Consider the following 26,673-nt stretch of genomic DNA (forward strand, 5'->3'; position numbering starts at 1 on the left):
ACCGAGCTGCACGAGCGCGGTGACGACCGGGGCTTCACCGACGGTTCCCCGCTCACCTACGCCGACTGGGCCCGCGAGCACCGCCCCGCTTTCACCGCCTGAGAGACGTCGCCGACGTGTCCGCCGTGCTCGTCACCGGCGCCGCCCGCATCGGCGCGCCGAGCGCCCCCGCCCCGGACGAGGCGGGGGCGCTCGGTGTGCCGGGGCACGCCGTATGCCGGAGGCGCGCGGTGTGCCGGGGTGCGCGGTACGACGTCATCGACCGCCTGGACCCGCTTCACCGGGCCGGTGGAGTCCCCGCTCGCGCAGCGCCTGCTCGTTGTTCCTGCGCTCGGTGATGTCGATCATGACGCCCATCACCCTCTCGACCGTGCTGTCCGGCAGCAGCTCCAGCCGCATCCGCGGAGGGCACACCGTCGTCTGGCCCGGCTGCGGCTGCGCACCGTTTCCCACTCGGCGGCGGACGCGCGCCTTACCGGAAAGGCCGAACCGGCTGACGGCGATCGTGAGGCCACCGCGTGTCCCATGCGGAGCCGCAGGCCGGTCGTGGTCCGGCGGTCCGTCGCAGGTTCCTCGGCGACACCCCTGTCTCACCGCTCAGGGTTCTCGCGGAGGCTCAGGCTCACCGCCGTCGTCACCCTGGGCACCGGCGGCCGGCCGCGGATCATCGGGGTGAGCCTCCCGATCGTCGTCGAGCGCCTCACGACGTTCTTGCGCCGCCCGCTCCCGGTGCCGTTCCACATCCCCGATCCCCGCCCGGGCCATCTGCTCGTGCAGTGCGGCATTCTCCTCATGCGCCCGGGCGGCGCGCCGATGGCCGGCGCGGGCCTCGTCCTCGGTCCGCGCCGCTTCCCGGCGGGACCGCTCGGCGTGCTCCACCGCCTGCCGCGCCTGGTGCGGGCTGGAACCGGACGTCGTCGCCTGCGGTGACTCCGCCAGCTCCGAGATCCGCTCCCGCACCTGCTCAGCCCGTTCGTCTGCCCGCCGCGCACGCTCACGCGCCCGCTGCGCGCGGTCCCTCGACTCCTCATTGCGATCGGGTACGTGCTCGGCCATCCTGAACGCCTACCCACCCGGCGCATGATCGATCGGGGAAGTCCGGCCGTCAGGCTCCGGACCGCGGCCGGGACGTGGTGTGGACGGTGATCGCTGCGGAGATGTCGTCCAGGGCGAGGACCTGGCTGACCCGCCCGGTCATGATGGCGGCCGAGGGCATCGAGAAGAAGGCGGAGGTGTCCTGGTCCTGGGCGATGACGGTGCCGCCGCAGTGGCCGATGGCACGCACCCCGGCCTGGCCGTCATGGCCCATGCCGGTCAGGATGACGGCCAGGGCACGCGGGCCGCAGGTGACCGCCAGGGTGGCCAGCAGCAGATCGGCCGAGGGCCGGGACGGCGGCAGGGCGCCGGTCTCGATCAGCCCGATCCGGCCCGGTGAGGTGATCAGCAGGTGCCGGCCCGGTGGGATCACCAGGACCAGACCGGGCCGCAGCACCTCGTTGTCGGCGGCGATGCGAACGGGCATCGTGGTCCGCCGGGCCAGGATGGCCGCCAACCGTTGACCGGGGGTGGCCGGATCCTGGTGCAGGACGACCAGCACGGCCGCGGGCAGGTCGGCGGGCAGCGGCGCCAGCACCCGCGACAGGGCGTCGACCCCGCCGGCGGAGGCGATCAGCGCCACCACCGGAAACGGCACGGCGAAATCGTCGCCGGTGACGGGGCCCAGGAGGACGCCGCCGCCGGTCGAGCCGGTGGAGTCGTCGCCCGGGCCGGTCATACCATCACTCAACCACACCGGCGGCCGCGCCCGTAGCCGCCCCCGGGTTCATGAGGCGTCGAGCTCGGTCAGATCCGGTGACCCCCGGCGCCGTCACCGCCTGCCGGCAGGACGATCGGCGGACCCGACGGCTTCGACGTTCCGCACGCCTGACGGCAGGCGGGGGAGATGGTCGCGCATGTCCTGGTTGTCGTCGACCACCAGGATCCGCGCCCCTGTCGGCGGCCCGCCGGCCGGTGCCGCCGGGTGCGGTGATGCCGGGCGCCTGCGGTGATGTCAGGCGCAGATCACGCACCGGGCAAGGAGGTCGCGGCTCGTGGTTTCGCGGAGCGTTCAGCGGTTGCGCTGAGCGTTCAGGCACGTGAGCCGTCCCGCCCGGGGCCGGGCGGCGCGGGCGCGTGGCGAAGGGAACGGCTTCGCCTGCGGGACAGGCGGGCGTGGGCCGGGTACGGAGGCGGCCTCAGGTGAAGGGCAGGGTGAAGAAGAAGGTGGTGCCTCCTCCGGGTGCGGACTCGACCCAGATGTGGCCGCCGTGCCGGGTGACGATGCGTTGCACCAGGCTCAGGCCCATGCCGACGCTCTGGTAGGTGCCGGTGCGGTGCAGCCGCTGGAAGGGAGTGAACACCTCCTTCAGCTGCTCGGCGTCGAACCCGGTTCCGTCGTCGTGGACGCGGTAGGTGGTGAAGCCCTCCGGCCCGGCCCGGTAGCCGACCTCGATGTGGGCGACCGGCCGGTCGCGGGTGGATTCGATGGCGTTGTCCAGCAGGGTGGCCAGCGCCTGCCGCAGCAGCTCGGAGTCCCCCTGGCAGGGCGGCAGACCGGCGCGCTCGAAGCGGATGTCGCGCTCGCCCCGGTGCCTGGCCAGCTTCGCCCACACCTGGTCGGTGAGCGTGGCCATGTCCACGGGCTGCAGGTCGATCTGGCCGCGTTGCAGCTGGGAGAAGGCCAGCAGCGCGGTGATGAGATCACCCATCCGGGCCGCGCTGGATCGGATCTTCTGCACGAACACGACCGCCTCCTCGGTGGACATCTGGCCGGGGTAGTGCTCGACCAGGACCTCGGCGGATGCGCTCATCGCGGTCAGCGGGGTGCGCAGGTCGTGGGAGATGCTGGCGGCGAACAGCTCCAGTTCGGCGTGGAAGGCGCGCAGCCTGGCATCCTGCCGGAGTATCTTCTGCTGCTCCTGCCAGCGCCGGTGCGCGATGTAGGTGATCACCGCGGCGGCCACCAGGCCGCACAGCGCGGAGACCAGGAGGACGATCCCGAAGCGCCGGTGTTCCTCGTCGGGTTCGGCGTACAGCCTGCGGTGCGGGGCCACGATCACCAGCTTCCAGCTGTCCGGCCACACCTGGGCGGAGGTGTAGTACCAGTCCTGGCCCGCCCGGTGGTAGTCGCCGCCCGGTGCCCGCCGCAGCGCCGCGGCCAGCTGCGGGGCGAACCGGGACAACGCGATGACCTCCGGTCCCGGGTTCCTGGTGGTGGCCACCACGTCGCCGAACCGGTCGACCAGGTAGGCGTAGCCGCCGGGCGGGGCGATGGCCTCGCGCAGGTAGTTGCCCAGGGGGCTGTCGGCCACGATGAATCCGCCGGAGAAGATCCGCTGCCCGTGCGGGGTCGCATACGGTACGGCGATCGCGGTGAGGGACTGGTTGGGCACCACCGCCGAGGTGAACACGTTGGAGACGGCGATCCGGTCCTGCATCAGGGCCACTCGCACGTGCGGCTGGCTGCCGGTCAGGTCCTGGCCGATCAGCTCGGGCCGCGGCGGCCAGATGGCCAGGGCGCGGCCCCGATCATCGAGCACGATCATGGAGGTGTAGCCCAGCCCGGCCCCGAAGATCTCCAGTCGGCCCACGTCGACGGTCCGGTCGGCCAGCGCCTTGCTGGCGTCCTCCCGCTGCCTGACCGCGATTCCGGTCATGTAGGACCGGATGAAGTCGGCCGCCACCTCGGTGCGCTGAACCATTCCCTCCTCCTCGGCGGACCGCAGGAACGAGCCGGCCCATACCCACGTCCCCGCCGCGAGCGCCACCAGCAGCACCCACACCATCGGGCTGAGGAACACGACCCATCGGCCGCGCACTCCGCCTTCGCTGTCGGCCACGGCCACGGCACCTCCCGGTTTTCCGCATCCTGACGCTGTCGTGCCGCGCGGCAGACCGGATGAGCGGCTCACCTCGCCGGGCGAGAGTTCAACCGAGAGTGACGATTGCGCGACAGTCGGTCACACAAAGGTACTAAGTGCTCTCAGGAGCGGGGCACCGACCCGAGGGAGCGGTTGCGACACCTGATCACTTCGCGAGCCGTACGCCCCTCGGGTGAAGAGGTCCTGTGTCGGCGCGGGGCGAGGACGCGGAACTCAGCGCGGGGGCGAGGACGCAGAACTCGTTGCCCTCCGGGTCGGCCAGGACGCTCCACGGGACGTCGCCCTGGCCGACGTCGGCGGGCGTCGCGCCGAGACTCCGCAGCCGCGCCACCTCCGCTGCCTGATCGTCGTCGCGGTAGGGCAGCAGGTCGAGGTGGACGCGGCTCCGCACGGTCTTCCCGCCGGGCGTCGTGCGGCGGAACTCGAGATACGGTCCGACGCCCTCGGCGGAGCGCAGCGCCGCATGATCGTCGCTCACCTCGTGCAGGGTCCAGTCCGTCGCCTCGTCCCAGAACCGGGCCATGGCCCTCGGGTCCGCGCAGTCGGTCACCACCGCCGCGATCGGCCCGGTGCCGGCGTAGATCTCCCGGGGCTCCAGCACGCAGAACACGTTGCCCTCCGGGTCGGCCAGGACCGTCCACGGGACGTCGCCCTGGCCGACGTCGGCGGGCGTCGCACCGAGCTCCTTCATGCGGGCGACCAACTCCGTCTGATGGGCCACGGAGGTGGTGGCGAGATCGAGGTGCACGCGGTAGTTCACCGTTTCGGGGTCCGGGACGGCGACGAAATCGATGTAGAAACCGGCGGGGTCCGGCCAGGTGAGGCCCTCGGGTTCGAGGTTGGTCACACCGGGGCCTTCGCTGGAGACACCCCAGCCGAGCGCCTCCGCCCAGAACCGGCCGAGCGCCGAGTCGTCGCGGGCCTTGAAGTTCACCTGAACGGGTCGCAGTGCCATGCCGCCGATCATAGGCCCGGGTGGACGGGGAGCCGCGTCCGTATTCGTCCGCTACGGGTGGTTCCGCCAGGGAGTGTCAGTGCCGTCCCGCCCGGGCCAGAGCGTCCTCGGCCTGCGCGGCCAGGACGGCGACGAGATCGGCCGCGGGCGGCAGGTCGGTGATGAGGTCGGCCGCGGGCGGCAGGTCGGTGATGAGGTCGACGCCCTCGCCGGCCCATATCGGCAGCGGGGGAATCTCGCCCCGTGCCACGGCGGCCTGATAGGCCTGTCGAGCCTGAGTATCCGCGGCGAGTTCCGCCTCCCGGCCCCGCCATCGGTCGAGGAACGGATGACCGAGGGTGCGAGCGGTGTACCTCAACGGCCATCGGGAGCCCCGGGCGATGTCGAGCACGCTGCTGCGCTCGGTGTCGTGCCCGCCTCCCTCGACGATCGCCCTGGCGATCACCGGGCCGATCAGGGCCTCGGCCGTGGCCTGGAATCGGGTGCCGATGAGCGCTCCGGCGGCACCCAGCGCCAGGGCGGCGGCCACGCCGCGACCGTCGGCGATGCCACCGGCCGCCAGCACCGGCACCGGCGCCGCCAGGTCCACCACGATCGGAACGAACGGCAGCGTCGAACGCCCGTGCCGGGCGCCGTGCCCGCCGGCCGACCCTCCCATGGGCGCCAGCGCGATCGGGTGCCGTACACCGAACAGCTTCGTGAACGCCGTCGACAACGCCATGACCGCGGTCATCCTCCTTCGGGTGACGCGGAGAACGCCGGACCCCGGTAGGCGGGTGATCCTCCCGGTGCGGCGGTCACGCAGACCGGCCGGGTGCGGCGCAGGTAGGACCAGGCGGCCACGGCCAGCGCGATGCCGTACACGGCGAAGGCGCCGAGCCCGATCCAGGTCACCAGCAGGGCGTCCTGCGGGGTGGGGAAGTCTCCTCTGGAGACGGTTATCGCACCCGCGGTGCCGAGCGCGGCGTAGACGAGTCCGATCGCTCCGTAGGGGGCGAGCGTGGCGGCGCCGATCAGCGCGGGGGTCAGCGGCAGCCAGCGGGGCACCCGCCTGCCGCGCAGGACGGGCGTCCAGCGGGGGAAGATCTGCCCCCACGGCCGGACCAGTCCGAGGATGAGGAACGTCCCGAGCGCGGCCAGCAGTGCCGTGGCGTCGATGCCCCAGCGCTCAAGGGTGAGCGTCACCTCGGAGGCGCCGTTGCGCTCCATCGTCGCCAGCGCCTGGGCTCCGCTGACTCCGGCGAAGGTCCCGCCCAGTGCCCAGGTCGTCTTCATGGCCGCGTACGGCAGGAACGCCGCGGCGCCCGCATAGGCCAGCACGCGCACGCGCGGGGGAGCGGGGGCAGGCCCGGGCCTGGTCCGTGCGGTGGCAGGGGGATGTACGGCGCCGCACCGCGGGCAGGAGCCGGTCGCCGAGGAGCGGTGGGCGCGGGCCGTGGCGATGAGCAGCACCACGCCGATCGCGGCCAGGGCCCGGTTGGCGGTGGCGGTCCAGCTGCCGACACTCTGGGCGAAGGCGAATGTGATCACGTCCATCAGCAGGCCGAACGCGGCCGCGCCGCTCACCACGCACAGTCCGATCAGCGTGACGGAGACGACCGGCCGGGGGACGCGCCGGCCCCAGGGCCGCACGGCGGCCGAGACCGTCACCGCCGCCGCGGCGGCCACGACCACGATGATCCAGTTCAGGCCGACCGGCAGCGGTTCGTCGGCGCGGTAGAACAACGCGGTTCCGGTCAGCGCCGCCACCAGGCCGAACCCGCCGTACACCACCGCCCAGCCGAAGGCCGCATAGCCCGCCCACGGCGACCGCCGCCACCGGCCCGGCACCGGCCCGTTCGCCGTACGCGCGTCCTCGGCCGTGATCCGGCCACCGGGGCGCGAGGTGTTCACCATGTCCCCGCACGCTACGCGGCGGCCCCTGTGGGGGAGCTGAGACGGGCTGAGAGATCTCACAGGGACCTCCTCTCCTGTGGAAGAACGATCGTTGTCCTGCTCTGTCGCCGGTGCGGGGTGTCATCCCCGCGGGCCGAAGCCGGTCATCAGGATGTGGATGGCGATCAGGACGACGAACCAGATCATCGCGCGCTTGGTGGGGGCCGGGCCGTTGCGCAGCAGCGAGATGCCCAGTGGGATGAAGGCCAGGCACAGCCCGCCCACGGCCAGGAAGGACTGGGGCTCGGTGCCCTTGAGCGGGCCCAGCGCCAGCACCGACATCAAGCCCAGCGCAATCGAGCGGCCCAGGCCCAGGGCGCCGGAGCGGTAGGCGCCGATGGCCAGCACGACCCAGCCGAAGAAGGCCGGTCCGGACATGGTCTTGAACGGGTGCCAGGTGGTCTCGCGCCAGGCGTCGTAGTAGTCGCTGATGCCGGTGAGCATCGTGGGCAGGCCAAGGCTGTCGGTCAGGTGGAAGGCGAAGTGGTCGGTGCCGTATTGGAAGGTGCGGGTGAACAGGCCGATCATCACCAGGCAGCCGCCCCACATGGCCCACAGCGGGTGGGTGGCGTAGATGCGCTGGGCCAAGGTCATGATGGCCGGCCACAGCAGGACGAAGCCCAGGGCGAAGCAGGCGTAGGCGGCGGTGATCAGGGTGGGGTGCTGGTGGTAGGCGCGCAGCTGGTAGGGCACGAAGAAGTAGAACTGCGAGCGCAGCAGGGTGCCGGTCAGGATCAGGATGGGGCCGATGATCAGGGACAGGCCCCCGATCCAGCGGCCGGGGAAGGCGGGGGGGCGGTTGAGGTTGGCGGCGGTGTTGGCGGCGCGCCGGGTGCTGGTGGTCTGGCGCCAGCTGTGCAGGCGGGTGGGGAGATCGATGCTCATGGAGGAGGCTGCCCATCGGGTCGGGGGTGAGGTGCCCGAGGGCCGGTCTGCCCGGGCACTGCTCAATGGTGCGGTGCGGGGCGGGTGGGGCGCGTCTGGCTCGGGTCGCATCTTGACGGGCGGGGATGAGCCGGTGGTGCGACCCCGGGCAGAGACGGATATCCGACCGTGGTCAGATGCCGGAGGGGTCACCGGGGCGCTGGCTTCTGCGACCGGGCCCGAAGCCGTACGAGCACCTCGTGTCCGAGCTCCGGCGGCCCGGACACGAGGCGGTTCCGAGCGGTTACCGGACAGCTGACTTGTCGAGGACGGCCGCCACCTCCGCCGCTCTGAACACGAACCCCGCATGGGTGGTGTCCAGGGTGTGGACGTCGTAGGGGTTGTCGGGGGTCAGCGCGTCCGCCTCGGCGATCAGCCTGTCCTGCATGGCCAGAGGGATGGACCGGTCACCGGTGAGGCGGATGTAGGTGCGGGCGATCGTGCCCCAGGTGTCGGCGCGACCACGGGCGTCGGCCGTCATCACCGCGATCGACTCGTCCGGCTGCAGGATGTTGAGGAAGGCCCTGAACTGTTCGTCGGTGACGTCGGCCATGGTCGCCGCCTTGAGACCGGCCAGCAGTTCCGGATCGGCGGTGCGGTAGTTGGCCCGGCCGACGCCGAGCCGGGCCGGATCTCCGACATTGAACGCGGCCAGGGACGGCATCAGGCTGTCCGCGAACTCGGGCTCCTGCATGTACTCGATCGGGTTCGACCGTTGCACGCACGCCCACGCGGAGATGTACACCAGCCGATCCACCAGGTCGGGAACGGCGTTGCCGACTCCGGTGAGGGTCACCCCTCCGAGGCTGGCGCCCACCAGCACCACCGGCCCGTACCCGGCCACCCGGCGGACGACGTCGACGACCGTGTCGATGTTGTCCTGGAGGGTGGTCCCGGCCAGCGTCGACGGCTCGATCGCCCACGCGTCGAGGTCCTGTGGAGCCTGGTAGGCGACGGGGTACTGCGCGTCGAGACCATGCCCCGGCAGGTCGACGGCGAAGCTGCGGTGGCCGAGCAACGCGAGTTCGCGCTGGACGGAGGACCACATGAACGAGTTGGAGCCGGAACCGTGGACCAGCACGAACGTGGGAGCGGTGCCGGACACGGATCGGGGGTGTGAGGAGTCGGCCGAGATATAAGGCACGTGAATCAGTCCGATCGGATTGAAGCGGGGTGAATGCGGCGTGGTGCCGGATGCCGGCGTGTTGAGCCGCTGACGATGGGAAGGCACGCCTGCCCGCCGGTGAGTCCGGCGGCGGCACGGGCGGGTGCGTGAGCGACGGGTCGGCCGGGCGAAACGCGGTACGCGCAATTCAGGCCGCGACGTCGGCGCGGGATCGCCTCGACTGTCGCCGATCGCCGAGCGACCGGCGGGACACCGTCTCAGACAGTCCGAAGACGGATGAACATGTAGACCATGATCGGGAACATAGCAGACGGCGGATGTCGCAAGCGACGGGAAATCGGGGCCGCGGCCGGGGGTGAGCCTCCGGACGCGGGCCGTACGACCTGCGGCACGTGGCCGTCCCGCTGAACGCCGGAGGCGGAGGACGGCGTCAGCCGCGGGGCCTCATACGATCTCCTTCAGATCGAGGATGGGGGCGAACGGGTCGTCGTATCCCGCCCAGGCGCTCTGACCGGCCAGGGCCTCCTCCGGGGTGAGCAGGCAGGCGTCGAGCAGCGTGTGGACGCGCTCGCGGTCGAGGTCGGGACCGGTGAGGACCAGGTGCTGCACGCGGTCGCCGGTGATCTCGTCCCAGGCCAGCATCCGGTCCGGGCGGGTGGCCAGCCAGAAGCGGCCGCGGGAGCGGACCGAGACGGTGGCCAGCTCGTCGACGGCCTCGAACAGGCGGGCCGGGTGCAGCGGGCGCAGCCGGTGCCAGACCACCGTGGTGACCTCGTCGGTTCGGGCGTCGACGGGCATGTGCCCGGCGTCGAGGGCGGTGAGCACCGCGGTGAGCCTCAGGACGTCATGGGCCTGCTCGCAGTCGATCGCCTCGGCCACCGACCGCGGTTCCACCGAGTCCCACAGGTCCACGATCAACACGGAGGCGGTGGCGGCGGTCGTGGTGGAGGGCGACCGCGCCGGGGTGCTCGGCCAGCAGCCGGTCGACGGCGGCGGTGCGCGCTGTGGCGTGCAGGCCGGAGACGAGGACGACGGGAGTGGACACGGGTCTCCTTCGCGGATGCGGGGGTCTCGTTCCCGGTGGGGCGACCGGGTTCCGGTTGACGGAATGAAAATGGTTTCCATTATCATTACATAGGTCGGCTGAACGAGAGGAACCCCATGGCCAGAAACGAACTCCGGCCCGTGATCAAGATCAGGTCGAGCGCTTCAACCAGCGCTACGGGAGGCCCTGATGTCGGCGCACTGTCAGCTCACCGGGGCCGCGCCGGTCTTCGGCAACCGCATCTCCCACTCCCACCGGCGCACCCGCCGCCGCTGGAGTCCCAACCTCCAGCACCGCCGCTACTGGCTGCCGAGCGAGAACCGGTTCGTACGGCTCACCCTCGGCGCCAAGGCGATCAAGACGGTCGACAGGATCGGCATCGAGGCGGCCGTGGCCCGCGTCCGCGCCCGGGGAGGCAAGGTCTGATGGCCAAGAAGAGCAAGATCACGGCCAATGAGCGCCGCAAGGCGATCGTGGCCCGCCACGCCGGGCGCCGCGCCGAACTGAAGGAGGTCATCCGCACGGGGACCACGCAGGAGCGGGCGGCGGCCGTACGCGCGCTGGCCCGCCAGCCCCGCGACGCCTCCGCCACCCGCGTCCGCAACCGTGACTCCGTCGACGGCCGCCCCCGCGGCCACCTGGCCAAGTTCGGTCTGTCACGCATCCGCTTCCGCGAGATGGCCCACCGCGGCGAGCTGCCCGGCGTGACGAAGGCGAGCTGGTAGGCCGTGGCCGTCCCCAAGCGCAGGACCTCGCGCAGCAACACCCGTCACCACCGCTCCCGGTGGAAGGCGACCGCCCCCGCCCTGGTGCCGATCACCGTGGACGGGCGGGAGCTGCCGGTGCCCCGCCGGCTGGTGCGCGCCTACCGGCGCGGGCTCATCACCCCCGGCTGAAGCCTGCCCTGGCGCGCCACCGGCACAGTCATCCGGGCGATGTGGATGTCCACTTCGCGTATCCCGGCGAGTTGGGCACCACACTCGTCCGGAGGGGCATGTGGAGACCAGTGTGGCCGATTTGCAGTCATTCGCCTACGGTGCTTGGCGTGCGGGGAATGATGCGGCTGCTGACGGACGGCGGCACGGCGGTCGGCGTCGTGGGGGTCTTCTGGCTGTGGCCGACGATCGGTGCCGGGACGTGGCCGTCGGTGGCGACGGGTTCGGTGCTGGCCGGGGTGACGGCCGCGGCGATGGTGCTGCGATGGCGGCTGCCGTTCGAGGCGACGCTGGCCGCCGGGATCGCCACCGTCATCGGCACGGTGCTGGGAGTCTGCCAGGACCCCATGCTGGCCACGGCCTGGTGCCTGTACCCGCTCGCGATCGAGCGGGCGCGGCGTACCGGGGTCGTGGTCGGGGTGCTGGCCGGGCTGTCCGCGGGGTTGGCGATGGTCACCGCGGTGCCGGAGGGGGACGGGACCGGGCTGGGCCGGCAGCTGGTGTTCGCGGTGGCCGCGCTGAGCGTGGCCTGGCTGCTCGGCACCGTCACAGGCAAGCAGATCGCGATCGCGCGGGAGGCCGAGCGGATGCGGGTGCAACTGGAGGTGGCGCGGGACGTCCACGATGTGGTCGGGCATGCGCTCGGGGTGATCCTCGCGCAGTCGGGGGTGATTCTCAGCCTGCCGGACGCCCGGGAGGAGGAACTGCGGGACACGTTGTCAGGGGTGGAGACGCACGCCCGCAGGGCGCTGGAGGACGTGCAGGCACTGGTGCGAACGCTGCGCGCCCCGGACGGCGCCCCAAGGCCCGGTCTGGACGGGTTCGCGGAGGTCGTCGAGGCGACCCGGGCCGCCGGCGCCGACGTGGACGCCCGCATCGACGTGGGCGGAGCGATCGGCGACGGGGTGAGCGTGGTGGTGTTCCGGATCATGCAGGAGGCGTTGGGCAACGTGGTGCGGCATGCCCCGGGTGCGCGGTGCACGGTGCGAGTACGCCGGGAGGACGACGTGCTGGTGGTACGGGTCCGGGACGGCGGTGCACGGGGAGCGGGTGGCCGGGCATCGGTCGCCGGCTCGGGGACCGGACTGCAGGGCATGCGGGAACGGGTCCGGCTGGTGGGCGGAACGGTGGTGTGGGGCGCCCGGCCCGGAGGCGGGTTCGAGGTGGAAGCCCGATTGCCCGTCGACGCCGCCGGTCGGGCGGATCGCCTGCCCACGGTGGGTCGTGACTGCATCGGCGGTCGAGACGATCGGGCATTTCCCGGAGGTGGTCCATGAGCGAGCCGCGGTCTGAGCCGATCTCCGTTCTTCTCGCCGACGACGACGCGCGCCTGCGAGCGGCGTACCGGAAGTTGTTCGAGCGCACGCCGGGCTTCCGGTACGCCGGGGAGGCGGCCGAGGGCGCGGAGGCGGTCCGGCTGGTCGCGGCGTTGAAACCGTCTGTGGCGCTGCTGGACGTGCAGATGCCGGGGACGGACGGACTGGAGGCGGCGCGGCGCATCCTGGCGGAGACGCGCACCCGGGTCGTGATGCTCACCACCTTCGATTTGGACGAGTACGTGCACGAGGCGCTCACGGTCGGTGCGTCGGGCTTCCTGCTGAAGAACGCCTCTCCGGCGGAGGTGCTGCACGCCGTCCGCACAGTGCACGCGGGCAATGCGATGCTCGCCCCGGAGGTGACCGCGCGGCTGCTGGACCGGTTCCGCCCACGCCGCCCGGACGAACGGCACACGTTCACCAGGCAGGTGCTGTCGGAGCGGGAACTGCAGGTGATCCGGCTGGTCGCCCGCGGCCACTCCAATCAGGAGATCGCGGACGAACTGTGCCTGAGCCTGGAGACGGTCCGTACCTACCTGCGCCGTGTCTTCGCCAAGCTGGACGTCAGGGACCGCACCCACCTGGCCGTGCTCGCCTATGAGGCGGGCCTGCTGCACGATCCGCGCTAGCTGTCTACTTCCGGGTGACGCGCCCGCTCGCCGCCTCGCCGGATGCTGAGTGTTCCGACACGAGACACGGGGTGAGGGATGATAGAGGCCGTACGACTCACCAAGCGGTACGGCAAGAAGCCGGCGGTGGACGACGTCAGCTTCACCGTCAGGCCAGGCCGGATCACCGGCTTCCTCGGCCCGAACGGGGCGGGCAAGTCGACGACCCTGCGTATGTTGCTCGGCCTGGACCATCCGGACGACGGCACCGCGTTGATCGCCGGACAGCGCTACCGCGATCTGCGCCACCCCCTCCGCACGGTCGGGGCGCTGCTCGACGGGGCGGGGCCGGTGCCCGAGCGGCGCGGCATCGACCATCTGGTCTGGATGGCGCAGAGCAACCGGATACCGCGCCGCAGAGCACACGAGGTGCTCGAACTGGTGGGCCTGACCGGCGCGGCCCGGCAACGGGTGAAGGGTTACTCGCTCGGTATGGGGCAGCGGCTCGGGATCGCCGCGGCGCTACTCGGCGACCCGGAAATCCTGGTGCTGGACGAGCCGGTGAACGGGCTCGACCCGGACGGCATCCGCTGGGTGCGGAACTTCCTGCGGGAGTACGCCGCGTCCGGTCGTACCGTGCTGCTGTCCAGCCACCTGATGGCGGAGACGGCCGGCACCGCCGACGACGCGATCGTGATCGCCGGAGGCCGGATCGTCGCGCACGGCTCGCTGGACGACATAAGCGCGGGGCACGAGTCGCTGGAGTCGGCGTTCTTCGCGCTCACCGCAGAGCGGGGAGGCCGGGGAGGATGGTGAGCGACACGGTGTCCGCGGCCCGGGCGGAACTGACGAAGATCGCCACACTCCGCGGGGTGCGGCTCCTCACCGGCGTCATCGTCGGCCTGCATGTGCTCATGCTGGCTCAGAACGTGAGCGCCGAGACGGAGGCGGTAAGCAAGATCACTGCGGACGGCATGATCGAGCGGTTCCCCGGCATCGTGCGGCCCGCTCGCGAGGCGCTCGTCGAGTACCTGGCCACGTCGTCGTTCCAGATGTGCCTGTTCCTGCCCTGCATCGCCGCCGTCATCGCAGGCCAGGAGTTCCGCGCCGGTCAGCTCGGGACGTCCCTGCTCGCGGTCCCGCGGCGAGGGTTGCTGATCGGCGCGAAGACGCTCGCCGCCGGCGGTTTCCTGCTGTCCGTCGCCGCCGTCATCGCCGCGATCAGCACGGCGTTCATGTATGTCACGGTCAAGGGCTGGAATCCCGGCCTGCCGGTGAGCGCGGACGCGTGGATCGCCCAGGCGAAGTTCCTCACCTACGCGGTCCTGAGCGGTCTCATCACCTTCGCCATCACCATGGTCGCCCGTAGCACTCTCGTCGGCATCCTGATCACGGCGGTGCTGACCGTGTTGACCATGAGTCAGATCCCGGCTGCCTTCACTCCGGCCCTGGACGCGCTGGTCCCGCTCAGCGCGGGCCGGAACCTGATCCTCGTTCCCGAGGAGAGCCTGAGGCTGTCCGCCGGTCCGGGACACGCCATGGTCGTCCTCGTCACCTGGCCGCTGCTGGCCACCGTCACGGCAGCAGTCGCCCTCGGCCGGCGGGACGCACGATGAACACCGTCCCGACCGGGCGTGTGCCGGACACGTGCGAGATCAAGTTGTCCGACCTCGTGCGCGCCGAAGTCACCAAGATCCGCGCTCTTCCTGCGACGTGGGTCGCGCTCGCCCTCGCTTTGACGGCCGACGCGCTGCTCGGCCTGCTGGCCGCCACGGACGTCGTCCGCCTCGCCGGCCACGACGGGCAGATCGCGATCGCCCAGTCCGGCACCGTACTGCTCGCCCCGGTCTACGCCTTCGTGGCCGTGCCGGTCTTCACCGCGGGCGGCGAGTATCGGGGCGGCCAGGTGCGGGTGAGCCTTCTGGCGGTACCGGACCGCAACCGGTTCTTCCTGTCGAAGCTCCTGGCGATCCTGGGGGTGCTCGCGGTCGCGGTACTGCCCGTCGTGCTGCCGGGCGGCGTCGCTCAGCACGCGCTCGGCGACGCGGACGCGGGCGAGGCGGTGGATGCCCTGTTCACCAAGGCTGTGGCCTACTTGCTCCTGGGCCTGGTGGCGTACGGATCCGCCGTGCTGGCGAGGACGGTGGTCACCCCGCTGGCCGTGCTGGTCGTCCTGCCGGTTCTGGTGTCCCCGCTGCTGCGGGGCCTCAGCCCCGAGGTGACGCGACTGCTGCCGCACGAGGCGACGCTGAGCTTCCTCGGCATGCCCGAGGGCCCGGATCTCGCGCTGGACCGGCCGGTGGGGTTGTCGGTGGTCCTGGCCTGGGCGGTCCTCTCCATCGGTGCCGCCTGGGCGGTCACCGCCCGGCGGGACAGTTGCCCGTGACCCGGCGGGAGAGAAGCCGCCGCGGGAGACGCCGGTGGATCGCGGGCGCCGTCGCCACGGTCCTCCTCCTCGCCGCCGCGGCGGCGACAGCGATCTGGTTCCCCTCGGTCGCGGCGACCACCTGCCCCGGCTGTTACGGCCTGGAGCGGCTCCGGCCGGGCCTGTACGCCGAACCCGGCCTGACGCCGGCACAACGCCGGCACGTGATCGAGGTCGTCGAGCGGGCGGACAAGAGGGTGCGTGACTTCTTCGGAGGACGGGAAAGCTCTCCGGACATCCTCGTGTGCCTGTCCGACGACTGCTACCGCAGGATCGGCGGCGGCCGTGAACGCGGCATCGCCGTACTGAACCGAGCGGTGATGCTGTCCCCGCGCGGCGTCGACTCCGTGATCGCCTCGCATGAGCTGACCCATGTGGAACTCCACGAGCGCCTCACCGGCGCCGAAGTCCCGCAGTGGTTCGACGAAGGCCTCGCCGTCCTGGTCAGTGACGACCCCCGATATCTCGCACCGACCGGCGACCGCTGCCTGCTGGACCCCCGCCGCCCTCTGCCGGCCACGTTGGAGGAGTGGCTGCGCACGGCGTCGGCGGATTCTCAGGTGTACGCGCGAGCCGCCTGCCGGGTGAGCCGTTGGGCGCAGGCGAACGGCGGGAAAGAGGCGCTACCGGCTCTCATCGAACGGCTGTCGGCAGGACAGGCCTTCCCAGACATCCTGTAGACCCCGCAACAGTGGGATCACCATCTTCCGGGACGTGACATCAGGCTTGGGTATGGCCCGTTTTCGGAGTTCCCGGTACCCACAAGGCGTCGCGTTCGGCGCAGACGCGTGCCTTGCCGGCGGCGGGCGGCGGGCGGCGGGCCGGCTCGTCTAGGCTGTTCCCCCGGATGTTCGGGGGTACGGATTTGCCACAGATGCAGGCGCCCTACCTGGCCCGGGGGATCACCCTCGCCACTCTGGGCGCGTTCGCGAGCGTGTACCTGCTGGCCGGGGTGCCGATCGCGATCGTCGTGTTCGCGCTGCAGCTCGTCCATGTCCTGCCGGTGCTCAGGCGGTTCCGGGGGCCGGTGCTGCTCGCCGTACAGGCCGGGGCCGGGTTCTGGGGCGTTCTCGCCTCCGGCGCGTCCGTCGCCATGCTCGGCTTCCTGGCCGGGTCGCTGCTGCTGTCGCCGCTGTGGCCGTTCGCTCCGGCGGTCGCCCTGGCGGCGGCGGTGATCGGCTCCGTCCGGTACGGCGAAGCCTCCGCCACGGCCGACGCCACGATCACGATGGTCCTGATCGCGCTGGTGGTCTACGGCCTGACCCGGCTCACCGAGCGGGTCGACCAGCTGCACTCGGCCAGGCTCGCCCTCGCCGTGGCCGCCGTCGCCGAGGAGCGGCTGCGCATCGCCGCCGAACTGAGCGACGGTCTCGGGCGAGGCCTCACCACGATCGCCGCAGGCGGCAGGCGCGCCCTGGCCGAGCCGGAACGCACGGCCGAGATCCTCGGACAGGTCGCGGGCACGGCACGGCGCGCCCTGGCCGAGGCGCGGGCCGCCGCCTCCGGGTATCGCGCCATGTCCCTGGCGCCCGAGATCACCACCGCCCGCGCGATGCTGACGGCCGCGGGCGTGACCGCGCACGTGCGCCTCGGCCACGCCGAACCGCTGGGGCCCGCGGGCGCGCTGCTCGCGGCCGTGCTCCGGGAGGCGGTGACCGAGGTCGTACGGCGCGGCACGGCGACGACGTGCGAGATCGAGACCGACGCGTCCGAGGGCGGAGTCCGGCTGCGCGTCTCCAACGACGGAGCCAGGACCGCGGAGGACGAGAGCCTGAGCGACCTTCCCGGCCGGGTCGCCGAGGCGGGCGGATCGCTCACGACGGGCCTGTCACCCACCGGCCGTCTCACCGTCTCCGTCATGCTTCCCGGCACCGGATCCGCTCCGTCGCTCCCGCCGGACGACCGGCACGCCTCCGTTCTCTCCATCACCCTGCTGGCCGTCGTCCTGGCCGGGTTCAGCGCCAAGGCGCTGCTCCTGCTCCCGGCGGACTCGCTGCTCCCGGCGGCCGCCTGCCTCGGGTTGATCCTCCTTCTGCAGCTCCGCATGGTGTCCGGCCGCCACATGCGGTCACTGGCGCTCATGGCCCTGCTCACCTACCTCCCGATCCCCGCCTTCGGCGAGGTCTGGCTGGGCGTCGCCGGTTTCCTCTCCGGTCCGCTCCTGCTGGCCTTCCCCGCGGTGCTCGCCTGGCCGCTCGTCGCCTCCGTGACGGCGAGTGCCGCGGTCATCGGCGTCGCCCTCGGGCTGGAGCCCGCCGTGACGGTGAACTACACCGTGAGCACGCTGGTGACCGGCCTGGTCGTCCACGGGCTCCTCCGCCTGGCCCTGCTGGCCAAGGAGGTCCAGGCGGTCAAGGAGGAGCTGGCCCGGTCGGCGGTGGTCGAGGAGCGCCTGCGCGCCGCCCGGGACCTGCACGACCTGCTCGGCCACAGCATGGCGGCGATCCTCCTCAAGTGCGAGCTGGCCAGGAGGCTCGACCCCGTCCGGGCCCGCGCCGAGATCGAGGACGTGCTCGGGATGGTGGAGAAGGCCGAGGCCGACATGCGCTCCGTCTCCGGGGAGCGGCACGAGATGTCGCTGGCCGCCGAGGCGGAGTCGGCGCGCTCGCTCCTGGGCGCCGCGGGCATCGACGTCACGGTCGAGCTGGGCCACGGCCGGGTCGCCGCGGAGGTCGAGACCGTGCTGAGCACGGTGCTGCGTGAGGCGGTGACCAATGTGCTCCGGCACAGCGCCGCACGCCGCTGCACGATCGCGACGGACCGCGAGCAGGGTGAGGTACGGCTCCGCGTGCGCAACGACGGCGTGCGCCCGGCCGCGGTTCCCGCCGAGGGCCCCGCCCAGGAGCGGACCGCGGGGCGCCGCGGCTCGGCGGGAGTCGGCAACCTGACCACGCGGCTGGCCGCCCTCGGCGGCAGTCTCGCCACCACCCGCGACGGCGGACGCTTCGAGATCGAGGCCCGTGTCCCCGCCGCGTCCCTGCCGATGTCCGTACCCGCCGGCTGAGACTCCCGCGCCTCGGACGGCGCGGCGCGGTCCCTCACCGGCGGCCCCGTCCCGGCTTCGCGGGCGCGGCCGACCCGGCTGTGCGGGCACGGCGCCGTCAGATCCAGCCCGCCTCCCTCGCGACGCGCACGGCGTCGATCCGGTTGCGGGCGTTGAGCTTGGCGACGATCGCGGTGATGTAGTTGCGCACGGTCCCCGCGCTCAGGAAGAGGCGCCCGGCGATCTCGGCGGCGTCGATCCCCTCGGCCACCAGCCGGAGCACGTCGGCCTCGCGGGGGGTGAGCGGGTTGTCGGCCAGGTCCCAGGCCGTCACCGCCAGCGAGGGGTCGAGCACCCGCCGGCCGCCGGCCACCGCGCGGATGGCGGCCACCAGTTCCTCCGGCGGCGCGGTCTTCAGCAGGAACCCGTCCACCTGCGCACCGAGCGCCCTGCGGAGATGGCCCGGCTTGCCGTACCCGGTGAGGATGAGCGTCCGGCAGGAGGGCAGTCGCAGGCGGAGCTCTCCCGCGGCGGCGAGGCCGTCGAGTGTGCCGCCGGGCATGTCGATGTCGAGCACCGCGACGTCGGGCCGGTGCAGGAGCGCGGCGGACACCGCGGCGTCGCCCGACTCGACGGCGGCGACGACCTCCAGGTCCGCCTCCAGGCCCAGCAGCGCCGCCAGGGCGCCCCGGACGACGTACTGGTCCTCGGCCAACAGCACACGGATCACGGGACATGTCTACCAGTGCCCGGATCATGACGATGTCATGGTCCGTCGGTGATCACATCTCTGGCCCGGCGAACCGCAGGCCAGCAGGCTGGCAGGCATGACGGACGTAGTGCGTTTGGACGCGGTGAGCAAGGTGTACGGCACGGGCCAGGGCGCGGTGGCGGCCCTGCGCGAGGTGACGGTGGGCATCCCGCAGGGGAGCTTCACCGCGGTGATGGGACCGTCGGGGTCGGGGAAGAGCACGTTCCTGCACTGCGCGGCCGGGCTGGACTCACCGTCCTCGGGCTCGGTACGGCTGGGCGGCACCGAGCTGACCGGGATGGACGAGACGCGGCTGACGAAGCTGCGCAGGCGGCGGATCGGATTCGTGTTCCAGGCCTTCAACCTGGTGCCCTCGCTGACCGTGACCGAGAACATCACGTTGCCGCTGCGGCTCTCGGGCAGCCGGGTGGACCGGGCCTGGCTCCGCGAGATCGTCTCGCGGGTCGGCCTGGACGGGCGGACCGGGCACCGGCCCGCCCAGCTCTCCGGCGGGCAGCAGCAGCGGGTGGCCATCGCCCGGGCGCTGGCGATCCGGCCCGAGGTGGTCTTCGGCGACGAGCCCACCGGCGCGCTCGACACGATGACCGCCCGTGACGTGCTGAGGCTGCTCCGCGAGGTGGTGGACGGCATGGGCCAGACCGTGGTGATGGTCACCCACGACCCGGTGGCGGCCTCCTACGCCGACACCGTCCTGTTCCTGGCCGACGGCCGGATCGTGGACGCGATGACCGCGCCGACCTCCGACCGGGTGGCCGAGCGTATGACCCGACTGGGAGCGTGGGTGTAATGATCTTCTTCGCGTTGCGGACGATCCGGCACCGCAAGGCCGGTTTCGCGGGCGCCTTCCTCGCCCTGATGTGCGCGGCGGCCCTGGTCTGCGCCTGCGGGATGCTGCTGGAGACCGGGCTGCGCGGGGGCGTCGCCCCCGAGCGCTACGCGGGTGCCCCGGTGCTCGTCGCGGGCGACCGGTACGCCCGCGAGACGATCCGGAAGTCGGAGGAGAAGACCAAGACGAAGGCCAAGGCCCTGTCGGAGCGCCGGTGGATCCCCGCCTCCCTCGCCGGGGAGCTGGGCCGGCTGCCCGGGGTCGAGCGGGTGGTCAGCGAGGTGACGTTCCCCGTCCTGGTCGCGGGCCGGTCCTTCTGGGGGCACGGCTGGGAGTCGGCTCCGCTCACTCCGTTCACCCTGCGCGCCGGGCGCGCGCCCGGGGACGGGAACGAACTGGTGGCGGACGCGCGGGCCGGGCTGGCCGTGGGCGCCGAGGTGACCGTGGAGTCGCCGGCGGGATCACGGGTCTACCGGGTGACGGGCGTCACCGCCGAGGCCCTGCCCAGCCAGGACACGCTGTTCTTCGCCGCCTCCGAGGCCCGCCGCCTGGCCGGCCGTCCCGGTCTGGTCAGCGCGATCGGCGTCTTCCCCCGGTCCGGCGCACCTGGGATCGACCTGACCCCGGTGCTCGGCGGTGCGCTCGCCCACACCGGCGACGAGCGCGGCGCGGCCGAGTTCCTCGACGCGGAGCAGGCACGGCTGAAGCTGATCAGCATGGGCGGCGCCCTCGGCGGTACCGCGCTGCTGGTCGCGATCCTCGTCGTGGTCGGCACGTTCGCGCTCTCGGTCCAGCAGCGCCACCGGGAGATCGCCCTGCTGAGAGCGGTCGCGGCGACACCCCGGCAGGTGCGCCGGCTGCTCGGCGGCGAGGCGCTCGTGCTCGGCGTCGTCGCCGGAGCCCTGGGCTCCGCTCTGGGAATCGGCCTGGGTTTCTGGCTGCGCTCCCGGCTCGTCGCGCTGGGTGTGATGCCGGAGAACCTGCGGCTCGTGGTGAGCCCGTTCCCGGTACTGGCCGCGCTCGCGGCGACCGTCCTGGCCGCCTGGACCGCCGCGCGCGTCTGCGCCCGCCGTACCGCCCGCATCCGCCCGGTCGAGGCCCTCGGTGAGGCGGCGCTGCCGACCGCGCGCCTGCCCCGGGGACGGATGCTCGCCGGCCTGCTGTGCGCCGCGGGCGGTGCCGTGCTGACATTGGTGCTGTCGGGATTGTCCACCGAGGCGGCCTCCGGCCCGGTGACGATGCTGACCGCGCTGGTGTGGACGGTCGCGGCCGCCCTGCTCGGCCCGGTGATCGCCCGGGTGGCCGTCGCGCTGCTCGGAGTGGTCCTGCGCGCCTCCCACGTGAGCGGGTATCTGGCCGCCGCGAACCTGCGGGCCGGGTCGCACCGGCTGGCCTTGGTCATCACTCCGCTCAGCCTGATGGTCGCGATGACGTGCACGATCCTGTTCGTGCAGACCACGATGGGGCACGCCGCGCAGGAGGAGGCGGCGGCGGGCGACCGCGCCGACTACGTGCTCGGCACGCGGGTCTCCTCCGCCGCGGCCGAGGCCGTACGCGCGGTGCCGGGCGTGAAGGCGGTCACCGAGGTGCTGCACACCTCGGTCCGGATCGGCCTGGAGAAGTACGGCGCGCAGGCCGTCACGCCCGCGGGGCTCTCACTGACCCTCGACCCCGGGGTGGTCGCCGGGTCGCTGCACGGGCTCGGCCCGGCGACGGCCGCCGTCAGCCGCACCGCCGCGTCCCGCCTCGGGGTGTCGGTCGGCTCGGAGCTCCGGCTCACCCTCGGCGACGGCACTCCCGTGACGCTCCGCGTCGTCGCCCTCTACGAGCGGGGCCTCGGGTACGGCGAGCTCCTCCTGGCGCACGAGCTGGTGCGCCCGCACGTGGACGACCCGTTCTCCACCGCCCTGGTCTCGGCGCCGTCGCTCTCCCGCGCGGCCCTGGAGCGGGCCGCGCCCGGTGTCGCGGTGCTCGACAGGGTCCAGGCCGCCGCGGCGGGAACGCCGGGCGCCGAGGTCAACTACGTGACGATGGGCCTGATCATCGCGTTCACCGCGATCGCCGCGGTCAACACGCTGGCGATGTCCGCCTCGGACCGCTCCCGCGAGTTCGCCCTGCTCCGCCTCGTCGGCACCACGCGCCGGCAGGTGCTGCGGATGGCCCGTCTGGAGACGCTGACCGCGGTGCTGGTCTCGGTGGCCGTCGGCACAGTGATCTCGCTGGTCACGCTCACGGCCTTCAGCCTGGGCATGACCGGTTCGGCGCAGCCGTACGTGCCGCCGCCGGCCTACCTGGCCTTGGTCGCCTCGGTGGCCGCCCTGACCCTGGCCGCCACCGCCCTCCCCGTACGCTTCGTCCTCCGTGCCCGCCCCGCCGAGGCGATCTCCTGATCTGCGGGCGGCACTTAATCGTTTCCTGAAAGGCGTTCGGCCGTCCCGCGCGTCTCAGAGGGGCTTATTTCCACCAGGAAATGCATAACGTTTCTTTGATTTCTGGAAGATCAAATCATTGACGCGGGCCGACTTAGTGTGCACGCTGTGACGGTAAACGTATCGGGGGTGCAAGGGCATTTCTCGCTGGTATTGCGGCCAACGTGACCAGTGATTTCGTCGACGCCCGGAATGGCGTTCGCCGCCTTTGGAATGGGGACTGATATGTCCGTTACCTCTGCACGCCCGAAAACGACTGCCCGCCGTACACGCCTGGAAGCGGCCGGCCGCCCGGGACAGGCCGAGCACTACGACCTCCTCGTGAAGCGGATGGACACCTACGGCAACTCCCAGCGGGAGATCCCGACGCGGATCACGCTGCTGCGCCCCTCACCCGGCCGGCACGACGAGGACCAGTTGTTCCTCGACCAGCTCCCGATCCCGCGCGACGCCTGGAGCTACGACCCGCACGACCGCATGCTGACGTGGGGCGGAGCCTACGGCGGCGGGCACCTGCAGATCAGCCACGACGGCCTCGGCGGTTACGGCAACATCGGTTCGGCCGTCGACTTCTGCTCGGTCACGGCGAGCGCGCGGGCGCAGTTCACGTGTGACGTGGCGCTGAACTGCGGGGCTTCCTACGAGTCCTCCGGCGGCTCGATCACCGGGATGAAGTGGGACACCGCGTCGGCGGAGTGGACCAACGCCAACTGGATCGCCGGCCGGCTGTTGCTGACCTACACGGTCACCCCGGGCGGGCCGCTGGACCCGCCCACGTTCACCTTCGAGTTCCAGGACAACGAGACCCGGGCCATCCCGTGGGACCCGCAGGACTTCGTGCCCGGCCTGACCCTGGAAGAGAAGGACAACGCCCTGGTCTGGTTCCTGTCCTTCAAGTCCAACGAGCCGCCCATGCCCGATCGGGGACCGAAGCCGCCGACCGGGCCGGACTCGGTCTACCCGCTGTGGCTGCAGGCGTTCGAGGACTCCGCCGCCGCCACCATCAACGGCGTCATGGAGATCGACAAGGCCGCGCCGAGCGGCACGCTCGTCGGCATCCGCGGAGTGCGCGCCACGCCACTGGCCACCGGGTACTACCAGGTCTCGGCTCAGGCGGCGCCGTTCGGCGTGTTCGACGGCCGGCTCGTGATCGGCGGCTCGCCGGTGGCCGATGCCCGGCTGACCGGCGGCCGGCTCCGTTGGTCCGGCCTGTCGGCCGAGCACTCCGCGCGTACCGGCCTGCCCAGGAAGGGCTCCATCACGTTCTCCGGCAACGGCTCGCACGGGGCCAGCGAGGACGGGGCGGTGCGGGTGCGGCGGCTCGGCCAGACCGCCGCGCTGGCAGCGATCGCCCGGCACAGCGATCTGCACCGGGCGGTGCGGAAGCGGGCCGACGCGATGCACGCGGCGCTGGCCGGCGACGATCCGCAGATCAAGGACCTGCTGGCGATGACGCCGTTCGCCCAGAACTCCAAGGGCGAGTGGGGCGACGCGGTGCAGGCCGCCGTCGCCGCGGACCTGTCCACCATCATGAACAGCCGCATCGACGGCGACCTGTGGAAACTGCTGTATCCGACGACCCCGCAGCCGACCGTGACCGGGGAACTGGCCAGGGTGGCCAACAGCCCGGTGCCCGGTGTCTCCGATCCGGCCGCGTGGTACAGGTCCCTGGGCACGGCGGTGATGACCCAGGGGCTGGCCGACGGGTCTGACCCGAACTGCCGCAACCTGAACGGCCCCCGGGCCGCCGCGTGGCTGAAGACCGAGGTCGCCGCCTCCCAGGTTTACTACAGGCACGGCCAGATGTTGTTCGGCAACCAGTGGCAGGCGCGTTGTCCGAACACCAGCAGATTCCTGACTGACCAGCAGAACAACACCAAGGCCAAACAGGGCGACATCCAGGCCAAGGTCACCTCGGCGGTCGCCGACATCAACGCCAACGTCGCCGTCAACGGCGAGTCGAACGATGACCTCAAGGCCCACCTGATCGCGGACGTCACCAACGCCGGGCAGTACGCCATCGACAACAACCTGTACTGGGCGTTCGCCTTCTACAACTACAACGTCGCGCCATCCCTGCTGACCAACATCGCGCTGGCCATCTCGGGGGGCGGCTCGGGCGACGGGACCGCACTGTCCCGGTTGTTCCAGCAGAACGTGGCGGTGCTGACGGCGCTCGACCCGTCCGGCTACTTCCCCCAGCGGTACACCGGGACGATCAACACGTTCCTGGCCACCAACATCCTGCCCAGCATGTTCGGCTTCACGGACGACCCGTCGACCTTCACCATGATCAAGAAGTACCTGGAGGCCTTCAGGGACCAGAACCTGGACAGCCAGGACAAGCAGATCGCGGACGTGGCGGCGCAACTCGCGGGAATCCTGAGCGACGCACACGCCGACGAGATGCTGCACGACTGGATCGAGGCCATCCGCTCGATCTCGAACGCCGTCCAGGACACGCTGGCGCTGCCGTACGTCGCGAACAGCTTCACCAGTTGGTTCAGCGAGAACTACCCCAGGTTCTCGACGTTCAGCGACGTCATGGGCTCGCTGCTGATCGGAGGGATGTCCGGCCTGGCCGTCTTCAACCTCTTCTCCGAGTTCAAGAGCTACGGCGACCTGAAGCCGAAGGAGCAGGCCAGCCTCATCACCAACACGGCCCAGCTCGGCCTGCAGATCATCTCGGCGATGGTGAAGCGGGGCGTCCGGATCTACTCCATCTTCAGCGTGGAGGGCATGACCGCCGGCCAGCGGACGGCGGCCATCAGCAAGATCATCGCTACTGGCGAGGCCGACGTGCTCGACCGGAGCCTGGTCCGCATCGGCAACTCCACCGCGCGCTGGCTGGCCGACACCGAGGGAACCGTCGGCAAGCTGGTGACCAGCGGAGACGGGGGAATGATAGCGGTGATGGTGACCGACACCACCGCCGCGGTCGAGGACGCGACGCTGGCCGCCAAGGTGCTCGGCCGCAACCTCGACGAGTTCATCGCGACCAGGATCGGACCGCTGTTCATCCTGGCCGGCATCGGCTTCAGCATCTGGTCGATCGCCACCGGCGAATCCGGCATCGCCCTCGCCTCCGACATCCTCAACATCGTCAGCGGATCGCTGATGCTGTTCGCGACGGTGGGCGGGTGGCTGGTGGCGGGGGAGGTCATCGCCGCCGAGAGCGTCATGGCCACCATCTTCACCATCGCCGGCCCGCTGGCCATCGTCGTCGCGCTGGCCGGGGTCGGGCTGATGCTGTACGAGCTGTTCAACAAGCCGGCCGACCCGGTCGAGGACTTCGTCAACAAGTATGCGAAGCCGGCCGGGTTCTACGTCTCGAGCAGCCAGAGCGCCATCGACTACGCCAGGGCCTACGTCAACCCCGACGAGAACAAGCTGCTGATGGTCGGCTTCGTCCTGAACGCGGGCGGGCAGGCCATGCAGGTCGCCTCGGACGGCTCGGTCCGGATGGCTCCGGTCACCAGCCAGCCGGACTGCGTGTGGCAGGCGAAGACGGACGGCTACGGCATGACCACCATCTTCACGATCATTCAGCCCGACCCGGCCAAGCCGCCGATCACGGCCGTGCTGAGCATGATGAGCGACGGGACGGTGTCCTTCCAGCCCCCGGCGTCGTCCACGGCGCCCACGTCGGACACCGCCCCGACCGTGGTCACCCAGATCTGGGCCCCTGTCACCGGCAACGCGTCGCTGACCACGGACGGCAAGTATCTGGCGTCGATGCCGGTGGCTCTGCAGGCGATGCAGCCGCCGGCGGCCGGCACCTGGCCGCCCACCAAGCCACTGGGCTGGCTGTCCACGCAGAACGGCATCAGGGTCCTGCCGGTGGAGAGCCCGCTGCCAGGCACCGTCTTCCAGCTCGTCATGACCGGCATGTCGCCCAACTACATGCGGATGACGAACATCAGCTTCCCGCTGAACAGCGTCCCGTCGCCGGCGCAGACGTACGGCCCGTCGTTCGGAGTGCTGCCGAGCACGCCGCTGACGTACACGCGGAGCGGCGACCCGCTGCCCGCCTTCCTGACCTTCGACTCCACGCTCGGCACGATCACGCCGAACGGCGGGTCCGCGGACCAGGCGCTGGCCGGTAACAACGTGATGGGCGCGCAGAACGTCCTCGGTGCCGCCCAGGCAGCGTTCACCATCACCGTCTCCGGCCCGTCCGACGGGACCGGCCCGGCTGACGAGACTGACCCGGCCCCGGCATGACCACCTTCCAGCAGTACCAGGAGGAGTTCGTAGGTGTCCTGCTCTCCGACACGGCGGAGGGCAGGCCCCCCGGGGCTTCTGGCGGCCTGCTCGGGCCGCTGCTCGACGCCCTTCCCTACTACGGGGACCAGGATTTCCGCGCGGCGCATCGCGACGCCCTCGTCACGCTGCTCCGGACCAGCATGGCCAACAACGAGATCGCGCCGCAGCCGGACGAGTCCGGCTTCGTGTACTTCTCGTCCTACAGCTA

General features: G+C 71.7%; 25 protein-coding genes. 14 read left to right on the top strand and 11 right to left on the bottom strand.

Annotation, left to right across the window (positions count from 1 at the left end):
* Positions 1–255: 255 nt before the first annotated feature.
* From Pta02_RS38420 to Pta02_RS38465, 10 genes are all read right to left on the bottom strand, one after another.
* On the bottom strand, positions 256–399 hold the full coding sequence (locus Pta02_RS38420; protein WP_203879962.1) for a hypothetical protein: 144 nt from the start codon (positions 397–399) through the stop codon (positions 256–258).
* A 198-nt stretch (positions 400–597) separates the two neighbouring features.
* Positions 598–1,056 (bottom strand): hypothetical protein, encoded by a 459-nt coding sequence (locus Pta02_RS38425; protein ID WP_203879963.1) that lies wholly within the window; start codon positions 1,054–1,056, stop codon positions 598–600.
* Positions 1,057–1,105: 49 nt separating this feature from the next.
* Positions 1,106–1,774 carry a chemotaxis protein CheB gene (locus Pta02_RS38430; RefSeq protein ID WP_203879964.1) on the bottom strand — a complete coding sequence of 223 codons (669 nt, stop codon included), beginning with the start codon at positions 1,772–1,774 and terminating at the stop codon, positions 1,106–1,108.
* A 460-nt stretch (positions 1,775–2,234) separates the two neighbouring features.
* Positions 2,235–3,878: a sensor histidine kinase gene (locus Pta02_RS38435; RefSeq protein WP_203879965.1), complete on the bottom strand. Its 1,644-nt coding sequence runs from the start codon at positions 3,876–3,878 to the stop codon at positions 2,235–2,237.
* Between the two features lie 187 nt (positions 3,879–4,065).
* The gene (locus tag Pta02_RS38440; RefSeq protein ID WP_203879966.1) at positions 4,066–4,875 is read right to left on the bottom strand and encodes a VOC family protein; all 810 of its coding nucleotides are present in this window, start codon (positions 4,873–4,875) and stop codon (positions 4,066–4,068) included.
* A gap of 76 nt (positions 4,876–4,951) precedes the next feature.
* Positions 4,952–5,608, bottom strand: coding sequence for a nitronate monooxygenase (locus tag Pta02_RS38445; RefSeq protein WP_203879967.1), 657 nt, complete (start codon positions 5,606–5,608; stop codon positions 4,952–4,954).
* Entirely contained in the window at positions 5,605–6,771 is a 1,167-nt protein-coding gene (locus Pta02_RS38450) for a hypothetical protein (RefSeq protein WP_203879968.1), read from the bottom strand. Before Pta02_RS38450 ends, Pta02_RS38445 begins: the two co-directional genes overlap by 4 nt.
* A 120-nt stretch (positions 6,772–6,891) precedes the next feature.
* Positions 6,892–7,695 carry a hypothetical protein gene (locus Pta02_RS38455; protein ID WP_203879969.1) on the bottom strand — a complete coding sequence of 268 codons (804 nt, stop codon included), beginning with the start codon at positions 7,693–7,695 and terminating at the stop codon, positions 6,892–6,894.
* Between the two features lie 283 nt (positions 7,696–7,978).
* The gene (locus Pta02_RS38460) at positions 7,979–8,839 is read right to left on the bottom strand and encodes an alpha/beta hydrolase (protein WP_239131550.1); all 861 of its coding nucleotides are present in this window, start codon (positions 8,837–8,839) and stop codon (positions 7,979–7,981) included.
* 465 nt (positions 8,840–9,304) lie between these two features.
* Positions 9,305–9,781, bottom strand: coding sequence for a CobW C-terminal domain-containing protein (locus Pta02_RS38465; RefSeq protein WP_239131551.1), 477 nt, complete (start codon positions 9,779–9,781; stop codon positions 9,305–9,307).
* Positions 9,782–10,094: 313 nt separating this feature from the next.
* Between Pta02_RS38465 and rpmB the strand changes: the two genes are divergently transcribed.
* The 10 genes from rpmB (at position 10,095) to Pta02_RS38515 (ending at position 18,193) form a co-directional block, all read left to right on the top strand.
* Positions 10,095–10,331, top strand: a complete 237-nt coding sequence (gene rpmB, locus Pta02_RS38470) for a 50S ribosomal protein L28 (RefSeq protein WP_203879970.1) — start codon at positions 10,095–10,097, stop codon at positions 10,329–10,331.
* A complete protein-coding gene (rpsN, locus tag Pta02_RS38475) occupies positions 10,331–10,630 on the top strand; it encodes a 30S ribosomal protein S14 (protein WP_203879971.1) in 300 nt (99 codons plus the stop codon). The genes rpmB and rpsN overlap by 1 nt, the downstream gene beginning before the upstream one ends.
* Before the next feature lie 3 nt (positions 10,631–10,633).
* Entirely contained in the window at positions 10,634–10,801 is a 168-nt protein-coding gene (gene rpmF / locus Pta02_RS38480; RefSeq protein ID WP_203879972.1) for a 50S ribosomal protein L32, read from the top strand.
* A 158-nt stretch (positions 10,802–10,959) separates the two neighbouring features.
* Complete coding sequence (locus Pta02_RS38485) at positions 10,960–12,117, top strand: sensor histidine kinase (RefSeq protein WP_239131552.1); 1,158 nt, start codon at positions 10,960–10,962, stop codon at positions 12,115–12,117.
* Positions 12,114–12,785 carry a response regulator gene (locus Pta02_RS38490; protein WP_203879974.1) on the top strand — a complete coding sequence of 224 codons (672 nt, stop codon included), beginning with the start codon at positions 12,114–12,116 and terminating at the stop codon, positions 12,783–12,785. Before Pta02_RS38485 ends, Pta02_RS38490 begins: the two co-directional genes overlap by 4 nt.
* A 78-nt stretch (positions 12,786–12,863) precedes the next feature.
* The gene (locus tag Pta02_RS38495; RefSeq protein ID WP_203879975.1) at positions 12,864–13,580 is read left to right on the top strand and encodes an ABC transporter ATP-binding protein; all 717 of its coding nucleotides are present in this window, start codon (positions 12,864–12,866) and stop codon (positions 13,578–13,580) included.
* Positions 13,574–14,380 carry an ABC transporter permease gene (locus tag Pta02_RS38500; protein WP_203879976.1) on the top strand — a complete coding sequence of 269 codons (807 nt, stop codon included), beginning with the start codon at positions 13,574–13,576 and terminating at the stop codon, positions 14,378–14,380. The genes Pta02_RS38495 and Pta02_RS38500 overlap by 7 nt, the downstream gene beginning before the upstream one ends.
* A complete protein-coding gene (locus tag Pta02_RS38505) occupies positions 14,377–15,150 on the top strand; it encodes a hypothetical protein (RefSeq protein WP_203879977.1) in 774 nt (257 codons plus the stop codon). The genes Pta02_RS38500 and Pta02_RS38505 overlap by 4 nt, the downstream gene beginning before the upstream one ends.
* Before the next feature lie 203 nt (positions 15,151–15,353).
* Positions 15,354–15,869, top strand: a complete 516-nt coding sequence (locus Pta02_RS38510; protein WP_203879978.1) for a hypothetical protein — start codon at positions 15,354–15,356, stop codon at positions 15,867–15,869.
* Positions 15,870–16,063: 194 nt separating this feature from the next.
* Positions 16,064–18,193, top strand: coding sequence for a sensor histidine kinase (locus Pta02_RS38515; RefSeq protein WP_203879979.1), 2,130 nt, complete (start codon positions 16,064–16,066; stop codon positions 18,191–18,193).
* 97 nt (positions 18,194–18,290) lie between these two features.
* On the opposite strand, the gene Pta02_RS38520 is transcribed toward Pta02_RS38515, so the two are convergent.
* Positions 18,291–18,902, bottom strand: a complete 612-nt coding sequence (locus Pta02_RS38520) for a response regulator transcription factor (protein WP_203879980.1) — start codon at positions 18,900–18,902, stop codon at positions 18,291–18,293.
* A gap of 97 nt (positions 18,903–18,999) precedes the next feature.
* On the opposite strand from Pta02_RS38520, the gene Pta02_RS38525 reads away from it, so the two are divergent.
* The 4 genes from Pta02_RS38525 to Pta02_RS38540 all read left to right on the top strand — a co-directional run.
* Complete coding sequence (locus tag Pta02_RS38525; RefSeq protein ID WP_203879981.1) at positions 19,000–19,731, top strand: ABC transporter ATP-binding protein; 732 nt, start codon at positions 19,000–19,002, stop codon at positions 19,729–19,731.
* Complete coding sequence (locus Pta02_RS38530) at positions 19,731–22,160, top strand: FtsX-like permease family protein (protein ID WP_203879985.1); 2,430 nt, start codon at positions 19,731–19,733, stop codon at positions 22,158–22,160. The genes Pta02_RS38525 and Pta02_RS38530 overlap by 1 nt, the downstream gene beginning before the upstream one ends.
* 360 nt (positions 22,161–22,520) lie before the next feature.
* Positions 22,521–26,423, top strand: coding sequence for a hypothetical protein (locus tag Pta02_RS38535; protein ID WP_203879982.1), 3,903 nt, complete (start codon positions 22,521–22,523; stop codon positions 26,421–26,423).
* A partial coding sequence (locus tag Pta02_RS38540; RefSeq protein WP_203879983.1) for a hypothetical protein occupies positions 26,420–26,673 on the top strand: 254 nt, incomplete at its 3' end. The genes Pta02_RS38535 and Pta02_RS38540, both read left to right, overlap by 4 nt.

This window comes from Paraplanobispora takensis (assembly GCF_016863195.1).
Taxonomy (GTDB): domain Bacteria; phylum Actinomycetota; class Actinomycetes; order Streptosporangiales; family Streptosporangiaceae; genus Planobispora; species Planobispora takensis.

What these genes read in the sequence shown, in the direction of transcription:
- Pta02_RS38450 (WP_203879968.1), bottom strand. Translation starts at nt 6,771, where the DNA reads ATGGTGAACACCTCGCGCCCCGGTGGCCGGATCACGGCCGAGGACGCG.
- Pta02_RS38485 (WP_239131552.1), top strand. Translation starts at nt 10,960, where the DNA reads ATGATGCGGCTGCTGACGGACGGCGGCACGGCGGTCGGCGTCGTGGGG.
- Pta02_RS38525 (WP_203879981.1), top strand. Translation starts at nt 19,000, where the DNA reads ATGACGGACGTAGTGCGTTTGGACGCGGTGAGCAAGGTGTACGGCACG.
- rpmB (WP_203879970.1), top strand. Translation starts at nt 10,095, where the DNA reads ATGTCGGCGCACTGTCAGCTCACCGGGGCCGCGCCGGTCTTCGGCAAC.
- Pta02_RS38495 (WP_203879975.1), top strand. Translation starts at nt 12,864, where the DNA reads ATGATAGAGGCCGTACGACTCACCAAGCGGTACGGCAAGAAGCCGGCG.
- Pta02_RS38500 (WP_203879976.1), top strand. Translation starts at nt 13,574, where the DNA reads ATGGTGAGCGACACGGTGTCCGCGGCCCGGGCGGAACTGACGAAGATC.
- Pta02_RS38515 (WP_203879979.1), top strand. Translation starts at nt 16,064, where the DNA reads ATGCAGGCGCCCTACCTGGCCCGGGGGATCACCCTCGCCACTCTGGGC.
- Pta02_RS38420 (WP_203879962.1), bottom strand. Translation starts at nt 399, where the DNA reads ATGCGGCTGGAGCTGCTGCCGGACAGCACGGTCGAGAGGGTGATGGGC.
- Pta02_RS38425 (WP_203879963.1), bottom strand. Translation starts at nt 1,056, where the DNA reads ATGGCCGAGCACGTACCCGATCGCAATGAGGAGTCGAGGGACCGCGCG.
- Pta02_RS38440 (WP_203879966.1), bottom strand. Translation starts at nt 4,875, where the DNA reads ATGGCACTGCGACCCGTTCAGGTGAACTTCAAGGCCCGCGACGACTCG.
- Pta02_RS38530 (WP_203879985.1), top strand. Translation starts at nt 19,731, where the DNA reads ATGATCTTCTTCGCGTTGCGGACGATCCGGCACCGCAAGGCCGGTTTC.
- rpsN (WP_203879971.1), top strand. Translation starts at nt 10,331, where the DNA reads ATGGCCAAGAAGAGCAAGATCACGGCCAATGAGCGCCGCAAGGCGATC.
- Pta02_RS38455 (WP_203879969.1), bottom strand. Translation starts at nt 7,695, where the DNA reads ATGAGCATCGATCTCCCCACCCGCCTGCACAGCTGGCGCCAGACCACC.
- Pta02_RS38505 (WP_203879977.1), top strand. Translation starts at nt 14,377, where the DNA reads ATGAACACCGTCCCGACCGGGCGTGTGCCGGACACGTGCGAGATCAAG.
- Pta02_RS38430 (WP_203879964.1), bottom strand. Translation starts at nt 1,774, where the DNA reads ATGACCGGCCCGGGCGACGACTCCACCGGCTCGACCGGCGGCGGCGTC.
- Pta02_RS38445 (WP_203879967.1), bottom strand. Translation starts at nt 5,608, where the DNA reads ATGACCGCGGTCATGGCGTTGTCGACGGCGTTCACGAAGCTGTTCGGT.
- Pta02_RS38490 (WP_203879974.1), top strand. Translation starts at nt 12,114, where the DNA reads ATGAGCGAGCCGCGGTCTGAGCCGATCTCCGTTCTTCTCGCCGACGAC.